This is a genomic window from Paenibacillus sp. FSL F4-0122 (assembly GCF_038002845.1).
GTDB classification, from domain to species: Bacteria; Bacillota; Bacilli; order Paenibacillales; family Paenibacillaceae; genus Paenibacillus_AQ; species Paenibacillus_AQ odorifer.
On record NZ_JBBODI010000001.1, the window covers coordinates 6,773,201 to 6,796,478 of the forward strand.

16 protein-coding genes are annotated in these 23,278 nt (G+C 43.1%); 5 read left to right on the forward strand and 11 right to left on the reverse strand.

What is annotated here, in order from left to right; all coding sequences use genetic code 11:
- Positions 1-7 precede the first annotated feature (7 nt).
- From MHH49_RS29925 to MHH49_RS29940, 4 genes are all read right to left on the reverse strand, one after another.
- Positions 8-895: a carbohydrate ABC transporter permease gene (locus MHH49_RS29925; RefSeq protein WP_036689738.1), complete on the reverse strand. Its 888-nt coding sequence runs from the start codon at positions 893-895 to the stop codon at positions 8-10.
- A gap of 14 nt (positions 896-909) precedes the next feature.
- Complete coding sequence (locus MHH49_RS29930) at positions 910-1,851, reverse strand: ABC transporter permease (RefSeq protein WP_036689816.1); 942 nt, start codon at positions 1,849-1,851, stop codon at positions 910-912.
- Positions 1,852-2,030: 179 nt separating this feature from the next.
- Positions 2,031-3,038: a LacI family DNA-binding transcriptional regulator gene (locus MHH49_RS29935; RefSeq protein ID WP_036689737.1), complete on the reverse strand. Its 1,008-nt coding sequence runs from the start codon at positions 3,036-3,038 to the stop codon at positions 2,031-2,033.
- Between the two features lie 171 nt (positions 3,039-3,209).
- A complete protein-coding gene (locus MHH49_RS29940; RefSeq protein WP_248547998.1) occupies positions 3,210-4,112 on the reverse strand; it encodes an ArsR/SmtB family transcription factor in 903 nt (300 codons plus the stop codon).
- Between the two features lie 150 nt (positions 4,113-4,262).
- On the opposite strand from MHH49_RS29940, the gene arfA reads away from it, so the two are divergent.
- Positions 4,263-5,768 (forward strand): arabinosylfuranosidase ArfA, encoded by a 1,506-nt coding sequence (arfA, locus tag MHH49_RS29945; protein WP_339173253.1) that lies wholly within the window; start codon positions 4,263-4,265, stop codon positions 5,766-5,768.
- Positions 5,769-5,840: 72 nt separating this feature from the next.
- Here arfA and MHH49_RS29950 read toward each other — a convergent pair whose 3' ends face one another.
- Complete coding sequence (locus tag MHH49_RS29950; RefSeq protein ID WP_341138734.1) at positions 5,841-8,222, reverse strand: alpha-L-arabinofuranosidase C-terminal domain-containing protein; 2,382 nt, start codon at positions 8,220-8,222, stop codon at positions 5,841-5,843.
- Between the two features lie 170 nt (positions 8,223-8,392).
- Positions 8,393-11,059 (reverse strand): family 78 glycoside hydrolase catalytic domain, encoded by a 2,667-nt coding sequence (locus MHH49_RS29955; RefSeq protein ID WP_340034320.1) that lies wholly within the window; start codon positions 11,057-11,059, stop codon positions 8,393-8,395.
- Positions 11,060-11,195: 136 nt separating this feature from the next.
- Here MHH49_RS29955 and MHH49_RS29960 point away from each other — a divergent pair, with 136 nt between their 5' ends.
- On the forward strand, positions 11,196-12,065 hold the full coding sequence (locus tag MHH49_RS29960) for an AraC family transcriptional regulator (RefSeq protein WP_341138735.1): 870 nt from the start codon (positions 11,196-11,198) through the stop codon (positions 12,063-12,065).
- Positions 12,066-12,112: 47 nt separating this feature from the next.
- Here MHH49_RS29960 and MHH49_RS29965 read toward each other — a convergent pair whose 3' ends face one another.
- Complete coding sequence (locus MHH49_RS29965; RefSeq protein WP_076130585.1) at positions 12,113-13,018, reverse strand: hypothetical protein; 906 nt, start codon at positions 13,016-13,018, stop codon at positions 12,113-12,115.
- A gap of 167 nt (positions 13,019-13,185) precedes the next feature.
- Positions 13,186-14,010, reverse strand: a complete 825-nt coding sequence (locus MHH49_RS29970) for an AraC family transcriptional regulator (protein ID WP_036689725.1) — start codon at positions 14,008-14,010, stop codon at positions 13,186-13,188.
- Positions 14,011-14,131: 121 nt separating this feature from the next.
- On the opposite strand from MHH49_RS29970, the gene MHH49_RS29975 reads away from it, so the two are divergent.
- A complete protein-coding gene (locus MHH49_RS29975; protein WP_076100779.1) occupies positions 14,132-17,242 on the forward strand; it encodes a glycoside hydrolase family 2 TIM barrel-domain containing protein in 3,111 nt (1,036 codons plus the stop codon).
- 66 nt (positions 17,243-17,308) lie between these two features.
- On the opposite strand, the gene MHH49_RS29980 is transcribed toward MHH49_RS29975, so the two are convergent.
- Complete coding sequence (locus tag MHH49_RS29980; RefSeq protein ID WP_038569983.1) at positions 17,309-18,139, reverse strand: AraC family transcriptional regulator; 831 nt, start codon at positions 18,137-18,139, stop codon at positions 17,309-17,311.
- Between the two features lie 120 nt (positions 18,140-18,259).
- Here MHH49_RS29980 and MHH49_RS29985 point away from each other — a divergent pair, with 120 nt between their 5' ends.
- Positions 18,260-19,720: an alpha-L-fucosidase gene (locus MHH49_RS29985; protein ID WP_076105373.1), complete on the forward strand. Its 1,461-nt coding sequence runs from the start codon at positions 18,260-18,262 to the stop codon at positions 19,718-19,720.
- A gap of 93 nt (positions 19,721-19,813) precedes the next feature.
- On the opposite strand, the gene MHH49_RS29990 is transcribed toward MHH49_RS29985, so the two are convergent.
- Both MHH49_RS29990 and MHH49_RS29995 read right to left on the reverse strand, forming a co-directional pair.
- Positions 19,814-21,019, reverse strand: coding sequence for a mannitol-1-phosphate 5-dehydrogenase (locus tag MHH49_RS29990; protein WP_341138736.1), 1,206 nt, complete (start codon positions 21,017-21,019; stop codon positions 19,814-19,816).
- A gap of 42 nt (positions 21,020-21,061) precedes the next feature.
- Positions 21,062-21,724 (reverse strand): HAD family hydrolase, encoded by a 663-nt coding sequence (locus MHH49_RS29995; protein ID WP_036689719.1) that lies wholly within the window; start codon positions 21,722-21,724, stop codon positions 21,062-21,064.
- Between the two features lie 526 nt (positions 21,725-22,250).
- Between MHH49_RS29995 and MHH49_RS30000 the strand changes: the two genes are divergently transcribed.
- A complete protein-coding gene (locus MHH49_RS30000; RefSeq protein WP_341138737.1) occupies positions 22,251-23,276 on the forward strand; it encodes an ABC transporter substrate-binding protein in 1,026 nt (341 codons plus the stop codon).
- The last annotated feature ends 2 nt before the right edge of the window (positions 23,277-23,278 follow it).

Here is a 23,278-nt window from a genome sequence, read left to right on the forward strand (position 1 = left end):
TTACTTACTATTCCTTCACCGCCCCCATCATCATGCCTGAGATAAAGTACCTCTGTAATATTGGATACATCACAACAATCGGCAAAGTTGTAATGACAATTGTTGCTAGTTGAACCCCTTTAGTCGTAGTTTCGATAATCGCAGATCCACCAACATTTTGCATGGATTGTGTTTGCGACTGAACAATGATTTCATAGAGCTTCATCTGCAGCGGGTACAGCGATTGATCGGTAATATATAACTTGGTAGTCATAAAGTCGTTCCACTGCCCAACCCCGTTAAATAACGCAATGGTGGCCATAGCCGGCATGGAAAGAGGGATAAAGATTTTCAGGAAAATGCGCCAGTCACCTGCACCATCAATTTTGGCTGACTCTTCAAGTGAATCCGGTACATTTCTGAAGAAGTTCATTAGAATAACTACATCATAATAACTGAACAAGGCCGGGATAATATAAACCCAGAAGCTGTTTAAGAGGCCTAATGATTTAATCAATAAATACGTAGGGATCATTCCACCAGAGAAAAACATAGTGATTACACCCATGGCAACATACAGCTTACGTCCACGTATGTATTTCTTACTCAAGCCATAACCGATCATGGCACAAAAGAATACGTGGGTAATGACACCAATAAATGTTTTGGCAAGCGATACTACGAATGCTAAACCAATGGTCTCATCTTGAAATACAGCACGATAATTTTCCAAGGAGAACTCTGGAGACCAAAATATGAATCCGCCTTCCGCAAGCGCCTTGCCCGAGCTTAAAGAGGATATGACTACATTCCATAAAGGAACGACAATAATGATTGTACAAATACAGAGCAGGATAATATTTAAGGTATTAAAGATTCGACTATCGAGATCTTCTTTAGCCACCGTACGATTCACAGAAATGCCTCCTTCTACAGAACTGATTGATTATCATTTAATTTACTGGATACTTTGTTGGCGCTAATCAGTAGGATGACTGAAACGATGGAGACACCTAAACCAACAGCAGTAGCATAAGAGAAGTCACCTTGCGTCATACCCATACGATACACATAAGAATTAATGACCTCCGCCTTAACGCGGTTCTGAGAATTCATCAATACCAGGGTTTGATCCAGATTTGATCCTAATAAACCGCTTACAGTGAGAATCAGATTTAAACTGATAATCGGTTTCATGTTAGGAAGCGTGATATTCCAAATTTGTCTCATACGGCTTGCGCCATCTATTTTGGCAGCCTCATAATAAGTAGGATCAATTTTCGACATAATGGCTAAGTAGAGAATCGTTCCCCAACCAGCCTCTTTCCAAATATCGGATAACGTTGCAATCCACCAGTATTTATTCGCATCAAGCAAAATATTTACCGGTTTCGAAATCAGTCCCAAACTGAGCATAATCTCATTAAACATACCGGATGAGGAAAACCAGGCAATCAGCATCCCGCCGAGAACGATCCAGGACAAAAAGTGTGGTAAATAAGAGATGGTTTGCACTATCTTTTTAAAGCGTCCACCACTTAATTCGTAAATCATAACGGATAAAATAATAGGAATAACAAACCCTATGGCTAATTTCAGAAAGCTGATCCCTAATGTATTGACTACAGCGTCCCAAAAATATTTATCAGATAAAATAATTCTGAAATTATCGAGCCCTACCCAAGGTGCAGAATCGAGTGTATCAATTACGGTGTAGCTTTTAAAAGCAATCGTCAATCCGTAAATCGGAATAAAACAAAAGATAATCATAAAAATAATTCCCGGGATGACCATGGATTGAATTTCCCATTGTCTCTTATAATCAATTACAAATTCTTTGACCCTCTGCCCCATAGGCTTTTTCCCGCTCATTGGATTCTTTCCGTTTGTTGGCACTACGGCTAATTTATCCACTTTTTCTTCTCCCCTCCAAATCATGATCCCCAAACAATAAAAACGTTTTTATTTTTTTGAAAAAAAAACCCTCCCAAAACAACAAAATTTTAAAAAATGATCGGGTGAAATCTTGAACCCATTACATATATGTGTTCTTACCGACCAATCTTTACTTGACTAGAACCTCTTACGACTAATTCACCCGCCAATTTCATCATCTCGCCCTGTTCCTTCTTCTGGATCATGCGAACTAGGTGATTAATAGCCAAAATACCCTGTCTAGCAATTTGATTTCTTACAGTAGTTAAAGGCGGTGAGAAATACTGCGCAATATCAATATCATCAAACCCCATAACGCTAACATCTAGCGGAACTTCGTATCCATGCGATTTCAAAGCTTGAATACATCCAATTGCACTCAAGTCGTTCCCTGCTAAGAAGGCATCAGGTATTTTATCAGGACTATAGTGAAGGAAAGATTTTATAGCGTTGTAAGTGCTTTCTTCTTCAAAATATCCTTGTATAATATACTCTTCATGCGTGGGTAGCTGATACTGACGCAAAGCAGCTAAGTATCCTTCTCTCCGCTGAACACTGTCGTACATCTCATCTACACCAGATATGTAAGCAATCTTTTTATGCCCTAGACTGATTAAATATTTGGTCGCTTCAAACCCCGCTTCAAAGGAATCAAAAATCACGCTTCCCATCGTGTCGTTCTTAAGCGGCCGATCCAGAAATACAGCCTTGATCTTGTCTTTCACCATTGCGGCAATTTCTTCTTCGTCTATTCTCAGCTCTTCGTAGATAATGACACCATCCACTCGCCGGCCTAGAATATTGCTCATAATCACTTGTTTATCCTTGGTAACAAATACATTCAGCCCGTAACCTAGCCGATCACATTCACGCGACATGGACTCAACCAGCTTATAGAAGTATGGACCCGACACACTTGTTGTGAAAAAACCCAGCATTTTGGTTTTCCCGTTCCTAAGGAGCTTACCGTTCAGGTTAGGAACATAATTTAATCGCTTCGCAACCTTAAGAACATGTGATTTCGTCTCCGGGTTCAATACATCTACGTCATTTAACGCGTTGGAAACCGTAGAAATGGAGACTCCAGCCTCTCTGGCAACATCTTTGATCGTTACCTTTTCCATAATGATTCAATCTTCCTTTACGAATAAAAACGTTTTTATAGATTTAAATTAACATAAAAACGTTTTCATTACAATATATTTTTTATTTTTATTTTATCAGAGGTAATAATTGGTACACAAGCTTAAATTTTCTACAGAATCTTATAAAACTCCTTACCTGCAAACTCGAAATCATTCGTAATACACTCTAAACATAATGTCTTGCTCGTAATTCCCAAACCCACGGCCATATATGGTTAGTCCGCCTCTTCTCCGTCCGCTATTCTCTGCTGTTAAACGAAAGGTCCACTGATCCTGCTCTACTCGTACATCTTTCAGGGTAATATCTGAAATTTGCTGCCCATCCACAAAGGTTCCACCTGCATTAATCCGCAGAACCTTCAGCAAACCATATTGGTTAACATCTGAACGCCACCAAATGGGATTTAATCGTCCTCTAGTAAGGCCAAAGTCGCCCGGACTAGTCCATTTCCCTAAATCCTGTCCATTCATCATAAAGCCAATATCCGACGGCCACTTCTCATTTACATGTGGAGCTTCGGAACCTATTTCCAGCGAAATCTCAATCTCCTGCACCACTTGATCTTGAAATAGATAATTTGGAATCTTGTACTCGATAGAACCTTTCGCAAACCATACTATGCCGGCATTCACCCGTTCCGGGTCCAGAAAATAACGCGGATCATCATAATAGCCGATCAGCTTCTCAGTAGTAGCAATCCCGCAGGTAGGTAAAGCCTGAATATCGGTATATTGCCCTACAGGGATAGACACCTCAACCACCTTTCTGGCAACTCCACGGGAGCCCGATAATTTAATCTGCAGGTAATTCGCAGACAAAGAACAATATTTATAGGTTCCTCCATTTACTCGTCTCATTTTAGAACTGATCAGGCCTGCTTTTTGCAGCTTTGCTACATGAGTACTAACAATTGCACTACTAAGATAGAGCTCCGCTGCCAGCTCTTTGATGTGCATCTCTCTGCGGTCCAGAAGTTCAATAATTCGCAGCCTAACTTCACTTGCCAGCGCTTCATACACCTGCAAGGATTCAGAATCTGTGGTTAAGTACATTCCAACGTCTCCTATGCTTATTGAATTAGCATTTTAACGAATCCTAAATTAATTCATTGCTTATTATAAGCGAAAATCAGTATCATGTAATCATAAAACAATTACTTAATTAGTGAAATCATTAATTCAACTAGAGGGAGCTGTACACTCATGCCAATTAAATCGACAATGATTATTGACAAAGATTTCAGACTAGCTGAAGTAGACCCGCGGATCTACGGCTCATTTATCGAACATTTAGGAAGAGCAGTATACGGTGGGATTTATGACCCGGGTCACCCTACTGCGGATCAGAATGGTTTTCGGAACGATGCCATCGAAGCTATTCGTGCCTTAAACGTTCCTATCATCCGTTATCCTGGAGGAAACTTTGTATCCGGTTACAATTGGGAGGATGGGGTTGGACCCAAGCATGAACGCAAGCAATCTCTTGAACTAGCTTGGTGGACCACAGAAACCAATCAAGTGGGTACCAACGAATTTGCAGATTGGGCTAAGCTCGTAGGCAGCGAAGTCATGATGGCAGTTAACCTTGGAACACGCGGCATCGATGCAGCTAGAAATCTAGTAGAGTACTGCAATCATCCTTCCGGCTCCTACTACAGTGACCTGCGGATCTCTCATGGGTATAAAGAGCCTCATGCTTTTAAGACCTGGTGTCTCGGAAATGAAATGGATGGTCCGTGGCAGATTGGCGCTAAAACCGCGGTCGAATATGGCCGGTTAGCGAACGAAACTGCAAAAGCTATGCGCTGGGTCGATCCAACGCTTGAGCTTGTGGCTTGTGGCAGCTCCGGCAGCAGCATGGACACTTTTGCCGAGTGGGAAGCTACTGTGCTTGATCTTTCTTATGATAATGTAGATTATTTATCACTGCATACGTACTACAATAACAACAATGACGACACACCTAATTTCCTAGCCCGCTCTATGGATTTGGATCATTTCATCAGCAGTGTGGCTGCCACCTGTGATTATGTTCAAGCGAAGAAAAAGAGCAAGAAGAAAATTAATCTGTCGCTCGATGAATGGAATGTATGGAAATCACAAGGCAGCAGCCGTGCCGAACAAAATTGGCAGATCGCACCGCCAGAATTCGAAGATGTGTACACACTTGAAGATGCACTTGTTGTGGGCTGCTGTCTTATTTCATTATTGAAGCATGCTGATCGTGTGAAAATGGCCTGCTTAGCGCAGCTGATCAATGTAATCGCCCCAATTATGACTGAAAATGGCGGACCGCTTTGGCTGCAGACTACTTATTATCCGTACCTGCATGCTTCCCTTTATGGTCGTGGAACCGTACTTCACCCACTGATTTCCAGCCCTAAATACGATTCCAAAGATTTCACTGATGTGCCTTACTTGGAAGCCATTAGTGTATACAACGAAGAGCTGAATGAAGTAACCGTCTTTGCTGTAAACCGCCATTTATCCGAAGGACTAGAGCTCGACGTGGATCTGCGCAGCTTCAGTTCCGTAAACATTATTGAACATATTGTACTGGAACATGAAGATATAAAAGCTGTAAATACCAAATCCATTCCTCATAACGTGATGCCTAGCCAAGGCAAAGCCGTTGTTGAGAGTGGACATGTAAAAGCCCTTCTCGCAAAAGCTTCCTGGAATGTGATTCGTCTGCGGGTGAACGGCTAAGTTAACTTGTAATAGTCATAGAAATGCCCCCATGAATCTTTAATAAGCCATAGATTCATGGGGGCGTCTTCGTTATTTTATTCTGAAAATTGTCACGGATTGCTTCGGAAACTCATAACTAAAGCTGCTTCCTTCTGTCTTAAAGCTGGTTTGTTTGGGAGAGACCTGCTGCTTATTCTCGAAGTTATTTTCGTCCTCAAGCTGGTATCCCGACATTTCATAGACTTCGATGGTCAGTGCTTCTTTTGCCAAAGATTCCAGTGCAACCTCAGCAGAAACACTATTCTCTTGTACGTTTACTGTCTTGAGGATAATATCCCCCGTTAAGTCTTCCACACTTGCCGTGTAATACAGCGGTTCGATGACCGGAAGTTTATCTTCTGTCTCATTCACCAGTTCTCCGTTAATAAAAGTACGGATCTGTCTGCCCACTACTTCTAACTTAAGATCGTATTCTACATCTGTTTCAACCGTAAACATAGCATGCGTCAGAACAGAATTTCTTCCGTTGATAATTGAGGCCACAATCGAATCCTGATTCTGCCAGCCACCCAGCTCCCAGTACAAATGATTCTGATCATCCGCTTTACCAAAATAGAAGATAAACCCTTTATTTCCTGCAGATCGTGTAGCCTTAAAATGCAAAGTATAGTTTTCCCACTCTGTCTCACCAAGCTCTAGTGTCCGATTAGCCGTTCTGTTCTGAGCAGGGTCAGGCAGATTTGAAACCTCCTCTGATAAGTCAGAATACGTCTTCACTTCTCCCGTAAGATTGTTGACTAATGTGATCTCGGAGAAACGAGCAGCGGAAGCATCCACACCGAAACTGACGGCTCCAGTGATCGCTTCCTTTCTGCTTTCCTTCGGTGTCGTGAAGCCATCTGCTTCCATCTTCAGCAAATGATCTCCCTGATGGTTCATGAATAGCTTTTGCACATAATAGTTTGCCGTTCCGTACACTTCATGATTATTGAACCAGATCAGGTCCGGCTTCCAGTTGATATAATCCACATTGCAGAGCATTGGAGCATAACAAGCTAAGCCAACGGCATGCGCATTATTTTGCAGACCTGTCATAAATGCTGCTTCCACCAATGCATTGTAATAGGTATTGCCCCATGAAGCATATTCACCGAGGAATACCTTTGGTTCATCCGCTTTGAAGTCATCATAACGATGATGATTAGCCAGGAACCATTCAGGTGTACAGTAATAATGCTCGTCTACAAGGTCCGACTTGTTTTCTTTTGCCGACGTCCAGCCCCGTTCATATTCCTGACCGGCAGAGAACGGGCCGCTAGAATTAATGACCTTGATTTCCGGATATTTTGCTTTGATGGCTTGATGAAAGTAAGGATATCTCTCGAAAAAGGGTGCACCTACCTCTTCATTCCCAATGCCGACATACTCCAGCCCAAAAGGCTCGGGGTGCCCCAGTTCTGCACGAATGCCTCCCCACTTCGTGGAAGAATCCCCCTTGGCGAATTCAATTAAATCCAAAGCATCCTCAATCCAAGGCGTTAATTCATCCAGCGGTACCATCCGTTTATGATGCGGGTCATAGCCGCCCGGAAGAACGGGGATCGGCTTAGCTCCAATATCCTCACAGAACTGAAAATATTCATAATAACCTAACCCAAGCGTCTGATTATATGACCAGTTATTGCGTCTTGCCGGTCTTTGTGCAACATCCCCAATCGTATTCTTCCATCTGTACATGGAGTCTCTGTCATCTGGATCCAAGGAACCGTCATGCACCAGACATCCTCCTGGGAACCGCATAAATTTAGGTTTTAAATCAGCGAGCAGCAGCGAAATATCTTCACGCATGCCTCCGGGTCTATTCTTAAAGGTCTTCTCAGGAAACAGGGAAACCATATCCAGATATACCTTCCCGTTACCTTTGGTAACGATTACAAGACGACTGCTTGTGTCAGTGCTATTAGCTGTAATAACGGCTTCATATCGGGTCCATTCAGAGCTGCTTACGGCGATCTCCACTTCACCAAGAATGATGCCGTCTGTGCTTTCGATGTTTACGGTAAGCGGCACATCAAAGCTTGTCTCCCGGCGGGCATACACTGAGAAGTTATAATTCTCGCCTTCTTTTACCGGAATACCACTGTTAAAGCCTAGATTCATCAGGCCAACGCCGTCACCTTCAGCCACAATATCGATGGCAACATAATGTTGGTTACGATCATTTAAGGGCTTGCTGTCTTCTACAGAGATATTTACCTTTCCATCTCCACGTTCTACAGGCTCCCAAGCCATCAGCGCATGATAATCTGCCCGGTCAATCGGGTCGAATTCAAAAGATCGGTTCTGAACTAGCTCAGCGTAAAGCCCACCATCGGCCGCATGATTCAAATCCTCGAAGAAAATACCGAATAGATCGCCTAACTCCGCCCCCCGCTGCTGCGTATGTATCGTCAATTTTCCTTCTGTCTTCATTCTTTTGTCTTCCTCCTTGTGAATTCCAATTTGATTTATATTTATATTACTTAGTTCATATCAATATAAATCATTATAATAACTCCTCTCTATATTCGTCAATTCAAAAACGAAAAACTGACACCGAATATCCCTCGATGTCAGTTCACACTAGAAAGCCCTAGTAAAGGTTATAAAGAAAACGTAAATTGATAGCTGCCCGAACCTAATTGAAGTCTCACTCCGTTATCGACCAAGCTGATGCTGTGCACGCCTCTGGACTGCTCCACAGGAACTTCATTTTCTAATAACCCTAGTTGATTGGCTCCAGGCAGAACGACAATACCGTTGGTATTGGCAGGAATCGTAACGTGAATCATCATTCCATTATCCTCTGATCGCCGCCACGCTGACTCTACTTTTCCGTACATGGTTTCAAGACTAGCTTCTACGTAATCCAGACCGGGGCCTGGCTGTGGCTTGATATGAACGATTTTGAAACCAGGCTCCAACTCATCTGTTCCGATTCCTGCAACGTAACGATACAACCATTCACCTATTGCGCCATAGGCATAATGATTGAAGGAATTCATATCTGCACTCCAGAAGCTGCCGTCATCCTTAATCCCATCCCAATGTTCCCAAATCGTAGTCGCACCTTTCGTCACCTGATACAGCCAGGATGGATAATCCTTTTGAAAAAGAAGCTTATACGCGAGTTCATTATTTCCAATCTCGCTGAGCACAGGATTCAGATATGGTGTGCCCACGAATCCAGTAGTCAGATGATCCTTAGCTTCAGCAATCAGCTCAGTGAGCTTCTGAATTGCACGTTCTTTGGCGACCCCTTCTATAAGATCGAAACGTAGGGCTAATATCTGTGCAGTCTGGGTAGAGACGGACAACCTTCCCGCAGGTGTTATGAACTCATCACTGAATGCTTTTATAATATTGGCGTGCAGCTCACTATAATAGTCCACGTCCTCCGATTTTTCTAAGGCTATTGCCGCTTTTAAAGTAAGAGAAACGGAATAGGCATAAAAAGTGGTGGCGACATAATCCCGATCTGTAGCTCCCACATAGCTGTCTGGCTTGGAATCAAGCGCTAGCCAATCGCCGAAATGAAAGCCAGTATTCCACAGATAAGGGTTACTTCCCTGTGCATAGATATATGAAATCCATTGCTTCATGCTCTCGTATTGCTCTGCAAGCAGCCTTTTGTCGCCGTACATTTCATAGATTGTCCATGGACAGATCGTAGCTGCATCCCCCCAGGCTGCAGAAGAATGGTTAGTATCTCCGTCGCCAGGAGGCGCTGCTCTCAGCTCTGGAATAAAAAACGGAATGCCGCCCTCAGGGGTTTGGTCTGCCTTCAAATCCCGCAGCCATTTCGTAAAGAATGGTGCCGTATTCATCAAATAAGAGGCTGTTCGGACAAACATCTGAGCATCCCCCGTCCAGCCGAGCCGCTCATCACGCTGTGGACAATCAGTGGGCACATCGAGGAAATTCCCTTTTTGCCCCCACAGGATATTGTGATGCAGTTGATTCACAAGTGGATCTGAGCACTGAAAATCACCCGTACGTTCCATATTAGAGTGCATCACTATTCCTGTGAAATCCTCTAGTTGAAGATCTGCTGAGAACCCACTAAGCTTCACATACCGAAAGCCTTGGAAGGTGAAATGCGGTTCATACGTCTCTTGCTCCCCACCTTTCAGAGTATAGCGGATGCACTGTTTCGCTTTACGCATATTCTCCGTGTAGAAATTTCCGTCCCGGTCTAATATTTCAGCATGCTGAAGTTCTACCATCTGACCAGATTGACCTTTTACATTAAATTTTAACCACCCTACCATGTTCTGGCCCATGTCCAGCACTCTATCTCCCTGCGGGGTAGTCAGCAATGCAATCGGCTTCAAGGTTTCAACTTGTGTCACTGGCACATTTTCCTGGGCAACGATGATCGCTTTGGAATAATTAATAATCTCCACTGGATGCCAACCTTCTGATGAAGGATCGGTGATATCCAGCTCCAGCCGAGCATCATAAGTTTCACCATTATAAATTTCAGACATCATAATTGCGCTTTTTGCAGCCTGCCAATTCTGATCTGAGCTAATAAGCTCATTTGAACCGTCTGCGTACCGGATATGAAGCTCCAGCAGAAGTGAAGTCTTTGATCCATAAATCTCCTTTTGATTATCCCAGCCCAAATACCCTCTGTACCAGCCATTGCCCAACAGTGCGCCTAACGCATTCGCACCTTCATGCAGAAGCTTTGTGACATCATAAGTTTGATATTGCAGCCGCTTACTGTAACTGGTCCAGCCTGGAGTAAAATAATGATCTCCCACCCGACTTCCGTTCAGCTGCAGTTCATACAAGCCCAAAGCAGTAGCATAAATCCTTGCACTTTCCACTGGACCTTTTACATCCACGAATGTACGAAGCTGTGGGCAAATCTCAGAATCTTGTGAAAAAGAGGCTGTAGGAGCGCTGATCCACTCCGCCTGCCAATTCCCTGCATCTAATAGTCCGGTTTCAAAAAATGCAACCTCAGACCAACCCGAGTCTATTGCATTCTGATTCCATGCCCGAACCCGATAATAATAACGCGTGCGAGCTTCCAGCAGCAGACCTTCAAGCTCAACATGGATCGATTGAGAAGACTTTACTTCCTCTGTATCCCATAGCTTGCCTTGAAAAAGCATATTCTCCGCCACTTGAATTTGATAAGCAGACTGCATGCAGTCCCTGTCATCTGAAACTAACTGCCAACTGATTCTGGGTCTGATCACATCAATTCCTAGCGGATTTTCTTTGTACTCACAACGAAGCTTAGTGATTGCGAACATATAGATAAAACCTCCTTCTATAGCGACAAATTAGTCTTTGCCCTATAATTATAGCTGGGTTACCGCTTTCATCACCCGGTAAAAAGGACATCATATCCCTGCAATCATGCCATGAATCTGGAAGGGGCAATTCAATATGCAACGAACCACCGAGTTGTTCAAAAATGAAATCTTTTTTCAAAACGATCTGCATCTGCTCGTTAACCGCTATTCAGAGAACTTCCACGCCCCTTTTCATGCTCATGAATTTATTGAGTATTGCTATGTAGCTGAAGGAAGAGGTTTTCATCACCTTGAAAATGAGATCTTTCCCGTTAGAAAAGGAATGCTGTTCGTGATTCCTGTAGGTGCCCCCCATGTGTTCCGTCCAGCATCTTCTGATACTTTAGGGAATCGCCTGATCGTCTATAACTGCCTTTTTGATATGCAAATGGTGGAGCAATTAAATATCGTCCTTCAAGAGCCATCTATCCGGGAGCACCTAGCCACTTTTGGGAGTAGCAGCTCATCTTACTTTTCCGTCTCAGATCGAGATGGCTCTATTGAGCGCTTAATGCTGAATTTATATCATGAAATGTCGGTATCCGGTATGGGCTCCAAAACAATGCTTTACACCCTCTTAAGTCAATTAATCATAGCAGTGTACAGGCAAAAATACGGAGAAGATGACAAATCTACGATGGATATGGCAGACTTCACGCAAGTCATTCAATACCTAGAGCATAATCTGTCGGAAAAGATTACACTTGCCGAATTAGCCCGTATTTCACAGTGGAGCAGCAGGCATCTTCAGCGCATGTTCCACAAGCATACTGGCCAGTCCTTTGGGACCTACTTGAAGAATCTGCGAATGCATAAAAGCTGTGAATTGCTGCGTACTTCTGGACATAAAATTAATATGATTGCCGAGCTAGTGGGTTACCGTGACATCGACTCCTTTAACGCTGTATTCAAAAAAATAGTCGGCCAGACACCCATCGCGTACCGCAAACTCTACAGATCATAAAAAAGCCGATATCGTATGAACATCCATACAACATCGGCCCTATTAATTTATTGATTAGTGATCTGTTTAAGTAAAAACTCAACAAAATCAGTTGATTTAGTCTTACTGTCATCTTGTCCTAACGTTCCGACGATCATCTGATTTGAATGGATAGGGAGTTCTGTAGCAAAATCCGTATCTGTGATATCTATGCCAGTAATCAGCTCTTGACCACTCTCCGGGTTAGTCATACGTTTCAAACGGTTATCATCAAGAGGAAGTCCTGCGGATTTAATAAACGACTCCAGATTTTGCAGTCCCGACTGCTGGCCAATCCATTCAAAAGTAGCATCATCCATAATCAGGATATCCGGATGATCGGCTGCCAGCATCGCCATAGCCCGCTGCATATAGCTCATATCCAAGGCTCCACCGTCCGTCCCACCTGTTGAGGGTAGATAAACGATTTCTGCCTCCACTCTCTTCCAAGCCGGGTAACGTTTGATGATTTCTTGTTTTAGCTCTTCATTCTTACCTGATGAGTCCTGAGATTCATAGTTGCCTAGGAACATGATTCGAACATCTACCGGTGGAAGCGTAGCTTCATATTTTCTTTCCTGCCATTGATCATAGAGCGCTTTCCCTCCAAAGATAACTACCAGCAGCACGATAATAGAAATAATAGTGTGCGTTTTGTAGAGTCGAAAGAAATTCTCCGATTTACGTGCTACGCCGGACATGGCTCCCCACTTCTCCAGCCGCTTGTCCTCTGCTTCCTGAATCTCCTTCTGATCCAAGCCATCTAGAATGGTTTTGTAAGCGCGGAATTCCTCTTCATAAGCTGCAACCTCATCTTCAGTCGAATTCGATCGACGGCGTTTCAAATGCATATCTAACCTTTTGTTCAATTCCTCCCGGGTAACGTCTTCAGGCAAGTTCAAACGCTCATAGGCTTGCTTTAGCTTCTCATTCAAAATGATGTCTCCTTCCTGATGCTTTTCGTCATTTCAGATCGTTAATTTGGTTCTATGTATTGAATTCTTGTGGCAGTAAAAGTATGGGCTAAGCCGCAAAAAAAACATCGCAGGAACTCAAGTAAACTATATCATGTTGTGCTAGACGGTAACAAGTAAGCGTTTATCTAATCCAAACCATGCAGCTGCTTAAATTGCTCAGGACTCATCCCTGTCAATCTTTTAAACACCAAACAAAAGTAACTAGCATTATCAAAGCCCACTAGCTGGGCAATTTCATACATTTTTTTATCGCGTCCATTAAACATAAGCTGTTTACTCAAATTGATACGTTGCTTATTGATATAGGTTACAGGTCGATCATGAATTGTTTTTTGAAAAAGCCTGCATAAATACTGTGGCGATACAGAAATAATCTCCGCCAGCTCCTTTAAAGGAAGCGTCCTATGCAGATTGCTCTCTATATAACGCAGCACCGGTTTGATTCGCTCCAATTCATGTGCCTCATTTAGAGGCGATACTAGCTTTCTTTTTAAATCCAGAAGCAATGCGTAAAGATGTTTTGATCGTGCTAAATTGGTTTCCAGCTCATTGCTATCTGGCAGCATAAGGATTTGCTTTAGAGGATTGAGCCATTGATCTTCTTTTAATCTAGCAGGACCAGACTCGCGGATGCCCGCATAGAGCAGCATTTGACCAACCTCTCTGCCATTGAACGAGACCCATGATACCTTCCACTCCTTCCCACTGATAGGGGCATACGAATGAGGAATATCCGGGAACAAAAAGAACACATCACCTGGCCCCACGAGATATCGGCTCTCATGAATGATAAGCTCACCCTTACCTTCGTGAATCTGATGTATTTGATAGTCTGGAAAGCCTGCAGGACGTATAGTTTCTGGCTGATGCTCCCAAAATCCAAGGGTTGTAGCATAAAGCGGCAGCATGCTTACATCTTCTGTTTGGCAAAAAATAATTTTGCTCTCCATAAAAAAGTCCTCGTTTCATATTTTGTTATCTGGGACTAAAATTCTTTTATTTATCCTAACATTACTTCAACTTATAATATGAATATAATAACATTACAATGATTATAAAGGAGATCAACTCATGCGAGCAAAGTTTGTCTACCAGCCACCTGCTAACGGTTATCCGGAATGGAATAACAACCCAGAGACTTTTGAATTGAATCGATTGGATGCACATGCCTCCATGATCCCTTACCGTAGTTTATCCCAAGCGCTAACTAACGATAAAGAAACCTCACCTTTCTACCAAACCCTCAATGGGCTTTGGAAATTCGCTTTTTCCGAAACACCGGATCAACGAATTGTGGATTTCTATAAAGCCGATTTCGATTGCAGTAATTGGGATACAATTCCTGTACCGTCCCACTGGCAGTTCCAAGGTTACGACTATCCACAATATACAAATCTCCGATATCCTTGGGCGGAATCCGAGCCAGAGCTTAAAGCCCCCTTTGCCCCAACAAAATATAATCCAGTAGGCTCTTATCTGCGAACCTTTACTGTACCTGAGTCTTGGAACGGTCAACCGGTGTACCTAAGCTTTCAGGGTGTTGAATCCGCTTTCTATGTCTGGGTAAACGGTGCACTTGTCGGGTACTGTGAAGATACATTTACTCCATCAGAGTTCGATATCACCCCATATTTAGTTGCAGGGGACAACAAACTAGCTGTCGAGGTTTATCGTTGGTGTGATGCCAGCTGGCTAGAGGATCAGGATTTCTGGCGCCTTAGCGGTATTTTTCGGGAAGTCTATCTTTATTCGGCGCCTTCCGTTCATATTGCTGATTACTTCGTCCACACCGACCTGGATGAAAACTTCGTACATGCGGATTTAAATGTAGATATCAAGGTGGAAAATTACTTTAACGAGCAAAGCCCATATACACTGCAAATGCAGCTTTACAATAAAGAGGGCCAGCCTGTTTGGGAGACTCCTATCTCCACTACTGGTTCCTTTGAGCAAGAAGGCGTCCAGCAACTCAAGCTTTCTGCCCCGGTTGAGCAGCCATTTAAATGGAGTGCTGAAACCCCTTATCTTTATACCTTAGTCCTGTCTATAAATGACGACAACGGGCATACACAAGAAACGGTCAGCTGTAAGGTTGGATTCCGCAAGTTTGAGATTAGAGACGGACTTATGAAGATCAACGGCAAAAGAATCGTGCTTAAGGGCGTCAATCGCCACGAGTTCTCTTGTGACACAGGTCGTGCTTTAGCCAAAGAAGATATGCTGCGCGACATCCAATTAATGAAAACACATAATATTAATGCCGTTCGAACCTCCCATTACCCGAATCAGTCTGTCTGGTACGAGTTATGTGATGAATACGGATTATATGTAATTGACGAAACCAATCTGGAAACGCACGGCACTTGGGCATACAGCCAAGAAGGATTGAATGACGGGAATGTTCCTGGAAGCAAACCGGAATGGCGGGCCAATGTCATTGACCGCTGCAACTCCATGATGCAAAGGGACAAAAACCACCCTTCTGTCATCATTTGGTCTCTCGGCAATGAATCTTTCGGAGGCGACAATTTTATCGCTATGCACGACTACCTGAGAGAAACCGATCCTTCGCGGCCAGTTCATTATGAGGGGATCTTTCACTGTAGAGAATCGGAAGCAGCAAGTGACATAGAATCTACTATGTACATTAAACCGCAGGATGTTGAAAAATATGCGCTTAATAATCCGAAGAAGCCTTATATCCTCTGCGAATACAGTCATGCCATGGGCAATTCATGCGGTGGGCTGCACTTATACTGTGACTTGTTCGACAAATATGACATTGTTCAAGGTGCATTCATTTGGGATTGGGTAGATCAAGCCATTCGGACCCACACCTCCGAGGGAATTGAATATCTCGCTTATGGCGGGGACTTTGGTGAATCGCCTCATGACGGCAATTTTAGTGGCAACGGATTGCTTTTTGCTGATCGTACGGTTACTCCTAAGCTCTTTGAGGTCAAAAAATGTTATCAGAATATTAAAGTAACGGCTGAAAATATTCTAGAAGGACTCTTCCAGATTCGCAATTCCTTCTTATTTACCAACTTAAAGGAATACGATCTCAAATGGGAAGTTCGTTTAGACGGAGTAACTGCGCAAGAAGGCTTACTGAAGATCTCATGTGCACCAGGTGAGAGCACTTCATGCAAAGTTCCTTACGAGCTGGATTCACTGCGTGGCAATCATGAGGCAGTTCTGAATCTTTCCTTTATTCAGCCTTCAGCAACTATATGGGTAGAAGCCAATCACGAAATCGCTTGGGAACAGTTCATTCTGTCACCTCGTTTCGTAACCAATACCTCAAAGAGGACCACAGAAACACTGCGTGTCAGCGAGCTTGAGAATGTTTTGAACGTACAAGGTGATAATTTCGAACTGAGCTTTAGTACCACTACGGGTGCTCTGAACTCTTATCGTTCCTCAGGCAAAGAACGTCTGCTAGAACCTGTAAGACCTAACTTCTGGAGAGCAGTCACAGATAATGATTGCGGTAATAAATTGCCACAGCGGTGTGCAGTATGGAAGCAGGCATCGCACAAACAACACTTAATCAGCTTTACATTTAGAACCGAAGGCTCTCTCTGTCTCGTCTCTGCCAGCTACCTTCTGGCTACAAGTCCGGATTCCACGCTTCGGGTTCAGTATGTGATTCGCGCTGACGGGACTTTAGAGATCACGCAAGAACTGAGTCCGGGCAGCAGCGTTCTGCCAGAAATCCCTGAGTTCGGAATGATGTTCGTTCTAGATGGAAGTCTTGATACCCTATCATGGTACGGCCGCGGGCCTCATGAGAATTATTGGGATAGACAAACAGGGGCACCACTCGGACGTTATACAGGCAAGGTCAGTGAACAATTCACGCCTTATCTCAAACCTCAGGAGTGCGGCAACAAGACAGATGTCAGATTTGCTTCAATTACAGAGAGCAAGGATGGATCAGGGCTCTATTTTGAAAGTGCAACGCCTATAGAGATTAATGCCCTGCCTTGGAAACCTGAGGAATTGGAAGCCCATGATCACGTCTATAAATTGCCAGTCTCGAACAAAAGCGTACTAAGAGTTAACTACAAGCAAATGGGTGTTGGCGGGGACGACAGCTGGGGCGCACCAACCCACGAAGAGTTCACTCTGCCGGCTAATCGCCCGTACATCTTCCGTTTCACTGTCTCACTGCTCTAATCTCTTCCACTTATAAAAAAGGCCGTCTCTGGTTGGTTTCTACCACACAGGACGGTCTTCTTTTATTTATTTCACTGCTACTGTTCCTTGTCTGAATTCCGAAGGGCTTAAACCCACATTTTTTTTGAACTGTTTGGAGAAATAATAGAGATCGCTAAAACCAAGATCATGGGCAATCTCACCGACAGAACTTTGCGTCCCCCTCAATAGCTCCTTGGCCTTAGTTATCTTTTTTCTGGTGATATACTGAATGGGTGGAACTCCGATTTGCTGTTTAAATAGCCGGATAAAATAGTTGGGATGCATGTACGCAATCTCGGCAAGCTCCTGTATGGTGATATTACGCTCGATATGGGCGTCTATGTACGTTAATATTTTCGTTAATTTTTCGATCGAGCTTAGATTCTTAAAAGTGATTTCGTCTACATCTATGTTCATAATAAAATAAGAAAATAACTCCATTAACTTACTTTTGGCTAATAAATGAGCATACACCGCATCAGATTTCATATGACTCGTTAGGCTGCTGAAAATCTCTTGGATTACATGAGGATCTACTTCTCTGCATACATGACTTAACTCTAACATTTTGAATAGATTAATGTCTCCGACTTTTGCGCTGAAATGGCACCAATACTTCTCAAAGGGTTGATCACTTATGCAAGAATAAGATTGCTTAACTCCCTCAGGCATCAAAAAAAGCTGACCAGGCTTCGGATAATATTCTCGATCCCCGATCTTTAACCAACCCTCCCCATCGCAAATAAAATAAAACTTGCTATAGTCAGGTGTATAGTCGAGATCTCTCCAGTCACGGCCACAAAGATTGTAATCAGCCATAAATAAATCAACCTTTAAATTGGATAAATAATTAGTAAGCAAAACATGGTTATCCATCCCTTACTCCGCCTTATCAGGTTAGTTTTGTACATCTAAAAGTTAATGTCCTACATTTTGATTCCCACATCCATTCACTACAATGAAGAAGAAATAAACGTTTGAAAGGATGATTGCAAAATGGTGGATAAAAGCAAATATTTAAAAGTAATCGAAGATACGATCGTAACTGGAAGATTCAAAGCCGATTGGGATTCACTAAGTCAATTTCAAGTGCCTACGTGGTATGAGAACGCTAAGTTTGGTATTTTCATTCATTGGGGTCTTTATTCTATTCCGGCTTTCGCCAATGAGTGGTATCCCCGAAATATGTATATCCAGGGTTCACGGGAATATGAACATCATCTTGCTACCTATGGCGAGCATAAAACCTTTGGCTATAAGGATTTCATCCCCTTGTTCAAGGCTGAGCATTTCAATGCTGAGGAATGGGCCAATCTCTTTAAATTATCTGGAGCCAAATACGTGATGCCTGTTGCAGAGCACCATGACGGCTTTCAAATGTATAAGAGCGCTTACTCCCACTATAACACATATGAGATGGGTCCCAAGCGGGATTTAGTCGGGGAAATGAAAGACGCTTTTGAGCAGCAGGGATTAGAGTTTTGTGTATCTTCCCATAGAGCTGAGCACTGGTTCTTCCTGTCTCATGGCAAGGAATTTGATTCCGATATCCATGAACCGCTTGTATGTGGAGATCTCTATTGGCCATCCATGCCCGAACCCGATCATCAGGATTTATTCGGCTCCCCACCCAATCAAGAATTTCTGGAGGATTGGTTGATTCGCTGCTGCGAGCTGGTAGACAATTATCAGCCGAAAATCTTTTACTTTGACTGGTGGATTCACACAGCCGCCTTCAAACCCTATCTCAAAAAGTTCGCTGCTTACTATTACAACAAGGGAGAGGAATGGGGAACTCCGGTTGCAATCAATTATAAGCATGATGCCTTCATGTTTGGCTCAGCGATCCCAGATATTGAGAGAGGTCATTTCTCCGAGCTTAAACCTTATTTCTGGCAAACGGATACAGCAGTAGCTAAAAATTCATGGTGTTTTACACCGGAAAATGATTATAAATCTGCCGTAGAAATTATCAGAGATTTAGTAGATATCGTAAGCAAAAACGGCAACTTGCTGCTGAATATAGGCCCTAAAGCGGACGGCAGCATTCCAGCTCAGGATCAGGAAATTCTGCTTGGCATCGGAGAATGGCTAAAGGTGAATGGTGAAGCAATCTATGATACGACCTACTGGCGCACCTTCGGGGAAGGCCCTACAGAGATCGTTGAAGGTCAGTTTACAGATGGGATCACGAAGATTTTCACCAATGAAGATATCCGCTTTACGGTAAAAGGCAGTTATCTTTACGCTACTGTTCTTGTCTATCCAAACAACGGTATAGTGCAAATCAAATCCCTTAAAGAAAACTCTGCTCACTTCCATGGGATGATTAAACAGATCAAAATCTTAGGTTTTGAGGAACAACCTGCATGGGAAAGAACCGATGAAGCCCTGATTATAAAAACAACCTCGGTTCGCAGTGAGACTCCGGTTGTTCTGCGGATTGAATTGGATTAGGGACACTTACAGAACTTCATAACCTATAAAAAGAGTGTTCTTGCCCATCCAGCAGAGAACACTCTTTTATAGTTTTATAACCATCAATTTATATTAAAAGTAGGGTCCCCTGACGTTTACTGTCTTCATTCTAGTCCTATGAGGATATCTCGCGCGTAATTTGTTGGACTCCAAAATAATGCGACCATGAAGCGGATGCTCCGTAGGGATTTTTAGTTGTGTAGCAATGACTTCACTTAGCCCGTGGTTTCGGATGTCCGCTTGAAGCTGTAAGGCTTCTGGATCTTTTTCATAATCAAAATAAAGTGCAGAAACAATAGCTGAGACTAAATGTGAGGTCTCAAAACCAAGTTCATGAGCAAGCATTGCCGGTTTTACGAGTCGATCATTAGGTGAAAGCTTGCGAAGCGGGGAGCGGGCGACACGTGTAATTTTATCGTTAAAGTTGGGGTTAGTGAATCGTTCCATCATCTTTTCTATATACCGGTCATGTTCTATGGACTTGAAGCCATATAAATGCACCAATAAGGTCCCTGTTTCCTTAAGCACCCCGTGAACACGAGCTCTGATTTCGGGATCAGACATCGCTTCTTGAATGCTAGTATAACCTTCCAGGTATCCAAAATAGGCTGCACTGCAATGACCTGTATTCACAGTATATAGCTTCCGTTCGAGGTATGGCGCCAGCGAATCTACATAATGGACGCCTTTAATTTCATTGTAGTTACCAATCATTCCACTGCGGGGAATAACCCACTCACTGAAGGGTTCAACGAGGATTTCAAGTGAATCTGTATTTTTCTGCATAGGTACAATCCGGTCCACCATCGCATTGGGAAAAGCGACATTGCGGTCAGCAAGCTCCTTGAAGGATTGCTTCATATATCGATAAACAGATTTTTTCAACTTCTGACTGCTTCCAATCCCATTCTCACAGGCGATGATATGAAGAGGGGTGAGATTTCTGTTGTTTTCAAGCCTTCGTTCGATGCCCTGCGCAATGGTCTCAGCAATATCTTGTAAAGCGGATATTCCGACTGCAGTTGTCACAATTTCAGCTTCTGCTATAGCTCTAGTAACGTCCTCAGTATCATTCAGATTGATCGCTGTAACATTATCAACGATAAAGCTGTCCCGGTTCTTGTTAGCTAGGGTGACAGGATATTGGCCACGTTTTTGCAATTGGGCAATTTTACTCTTATTTCTTCCGACGAAACAAACGTTGTAACCGGAGTCCGACAACATAGGCCCAATAAATCCTCTGCCAATATTGCCCGCTCCAAAATGTACGGCTCTCAATTTGGTATCCCCCTTTAATTTGAACTCAGTTTCTCGGTTTCTCTATACGAAGCAACGTTGAGTAACTACATGATCAAATTCAAGAAGACTTAGATTATCAATTTTATGGTGCTGCTTATCGAATTCAAGAAAATTAGTAATTTCGTTAGGCGTCACAATGCAACGGATGCCAGCTGCTGCCGCTGCCTTAGATCCATTCGGTGAATCCTCGATAGCAACCGCCTCATCAGCTGTGATTCCAAGACAAGCTAACGTTTGGTTATATAGCTCCGGATCTGGTTTCACTTTTGCCACATGGTCGGCAGTCCGAACACATTCGAAATACTCGCGAATACCCAATTGATTCAGATATTTTTCCACCCATTCCAGGGAAGAACTTGAGGCCAGCCCTATGCGCAGTCCAGCTGCCTTGGCAGAATCAAGATAATGCTGAATACCTGGTCTTATTGTTTCAAGCTCCATAAGTTTGCTGTGTCTCTGTTTAACAGCCTTGCTGAACTCTTCTTTGTCAATTGCGAGCTTAAGATCAGTCATCAAATATTCATAAGGATTAAAACTGTTCAAGCTCGTGCCGATGCAGGTGGAATATTGTTCAAGCGTCAGGTCCACTCCATATTCTGCATAAGCCTCGTTAAATGCGGTGTACCAAGCAGTCTCCGTGTCGATAATCGTTCCGTCAAAATCAAAAATAATTCCTTTGATCACAATCAACCATCTCCCTCGTATTATGTTTGGTTAGAATATCTTACGCAAAACCTTCTGCATATTCTACAAAAAGCTATTTCGGCTTGCGTTTGACTATAAAAACCATAACAAAGCCCTTCTACTGACGTCAAGCACGGTAGATAACATGCCACGTAATGATAACGATTACAATCAATGCGGACAACTCTGAATTTTTGCATCACCTGAACATCTTAATACATAACAATAATCAGATTCAAAAAAACACCACAATCCTATGTGCTTCAAGGGATTCCTTCTGCCAAGTTTGTTATGAAGGCAAGCTCCCTCTCTTTCTCTCCATTGCTGTTATTTAGAGTATTTTTCCAAGCAGCTAAAAATAATTTAAAATAATTTCAACCACATCCTTTTTACTTGATTGTACAAATCAAATTACGGGGTTATTTTTTGTCCATTGAGTAAAAAGAGGCTTTAATTTATGATATATTTAATCGATAATGATTATCATTATTGGTGGTCGTTACATATAATAGGGAGGCAATAAGATATGAACAAGGCACGACAGTCCTTCGCTGTGGTATGTGTACTATTTTTGATGAGTACATTGCTACTGGCGTGCGGAAACTCAAAGGAACAATCCTCTGCCAATAGTACGGCAAACGCAACCGGGAACTCTTCCGCTGCAACCGCGGCACCTTCAGCAGAACCCTCAGATAGCAGTACAGATGAAGCTGCAGCGACTACCCGCTCCTATACAGATTACATAGGACATACTGTAGAGATTCCAGTGAATCCGCAGCGAATTATCTATTCTGGAGAAACTTATGGCGATTTGCTCGCACTTGGTGTGCAGGCGGTAGGTTATCCTCTTTCTATGGGGGAAGGCCAGATTTTTGAAGAACAATTGCAAGGTGTGGAGGATGTAGGCTTCCCTATCAATCTGGAAAAAACATTGGAGCTTCAGCCTGACTTGATCATCTATGCGGGCACAGATGAAGCTGATTTCGAGCAGCTCTCCAAAATTGCACCAACGATAATATTTAATACCTTTGCCCCACTCCAGGAACGTATGCTGGACATTGGTGGAATTGTTGGTAAAACGACTGAAGCAGAAGCATGGCTTGCCCAGTATAAAACCGCTGAAGAGAACATGTGGAAGCAATTGAAATCCGCAGGCATGAAAGAGGGCGAAACGGCTGCGGTCTTCACTTATTATCCAGGAGACAGACTATTTATAATGGCAGCAACCGGACTTTCACAGGTACTCTATGGGGAGAATGGCTTCAAGGCAACTCCAGCTATTCAGAAGATACTTGATGAAGGTAAAGGGTTCCAGGAAGTATCCATGGAAGTCCTGAAAGAATATGCCGGAGACCGGATATTCATCTTGACTCCAGTGGCAGAAGAAGCAAAACAATCCACAGAGAATCTATTAAAGAGCCCTATCTGGAAGAGCCTTCCTGCCGTCAAGAACGGATATGTCTATACACAAGACATCATGAAGACTTCAAGTGATGCAACAACAAGAGAATGGCTGCTTGGCGAAATTCCACAGCTATTGAATATGAAATAACC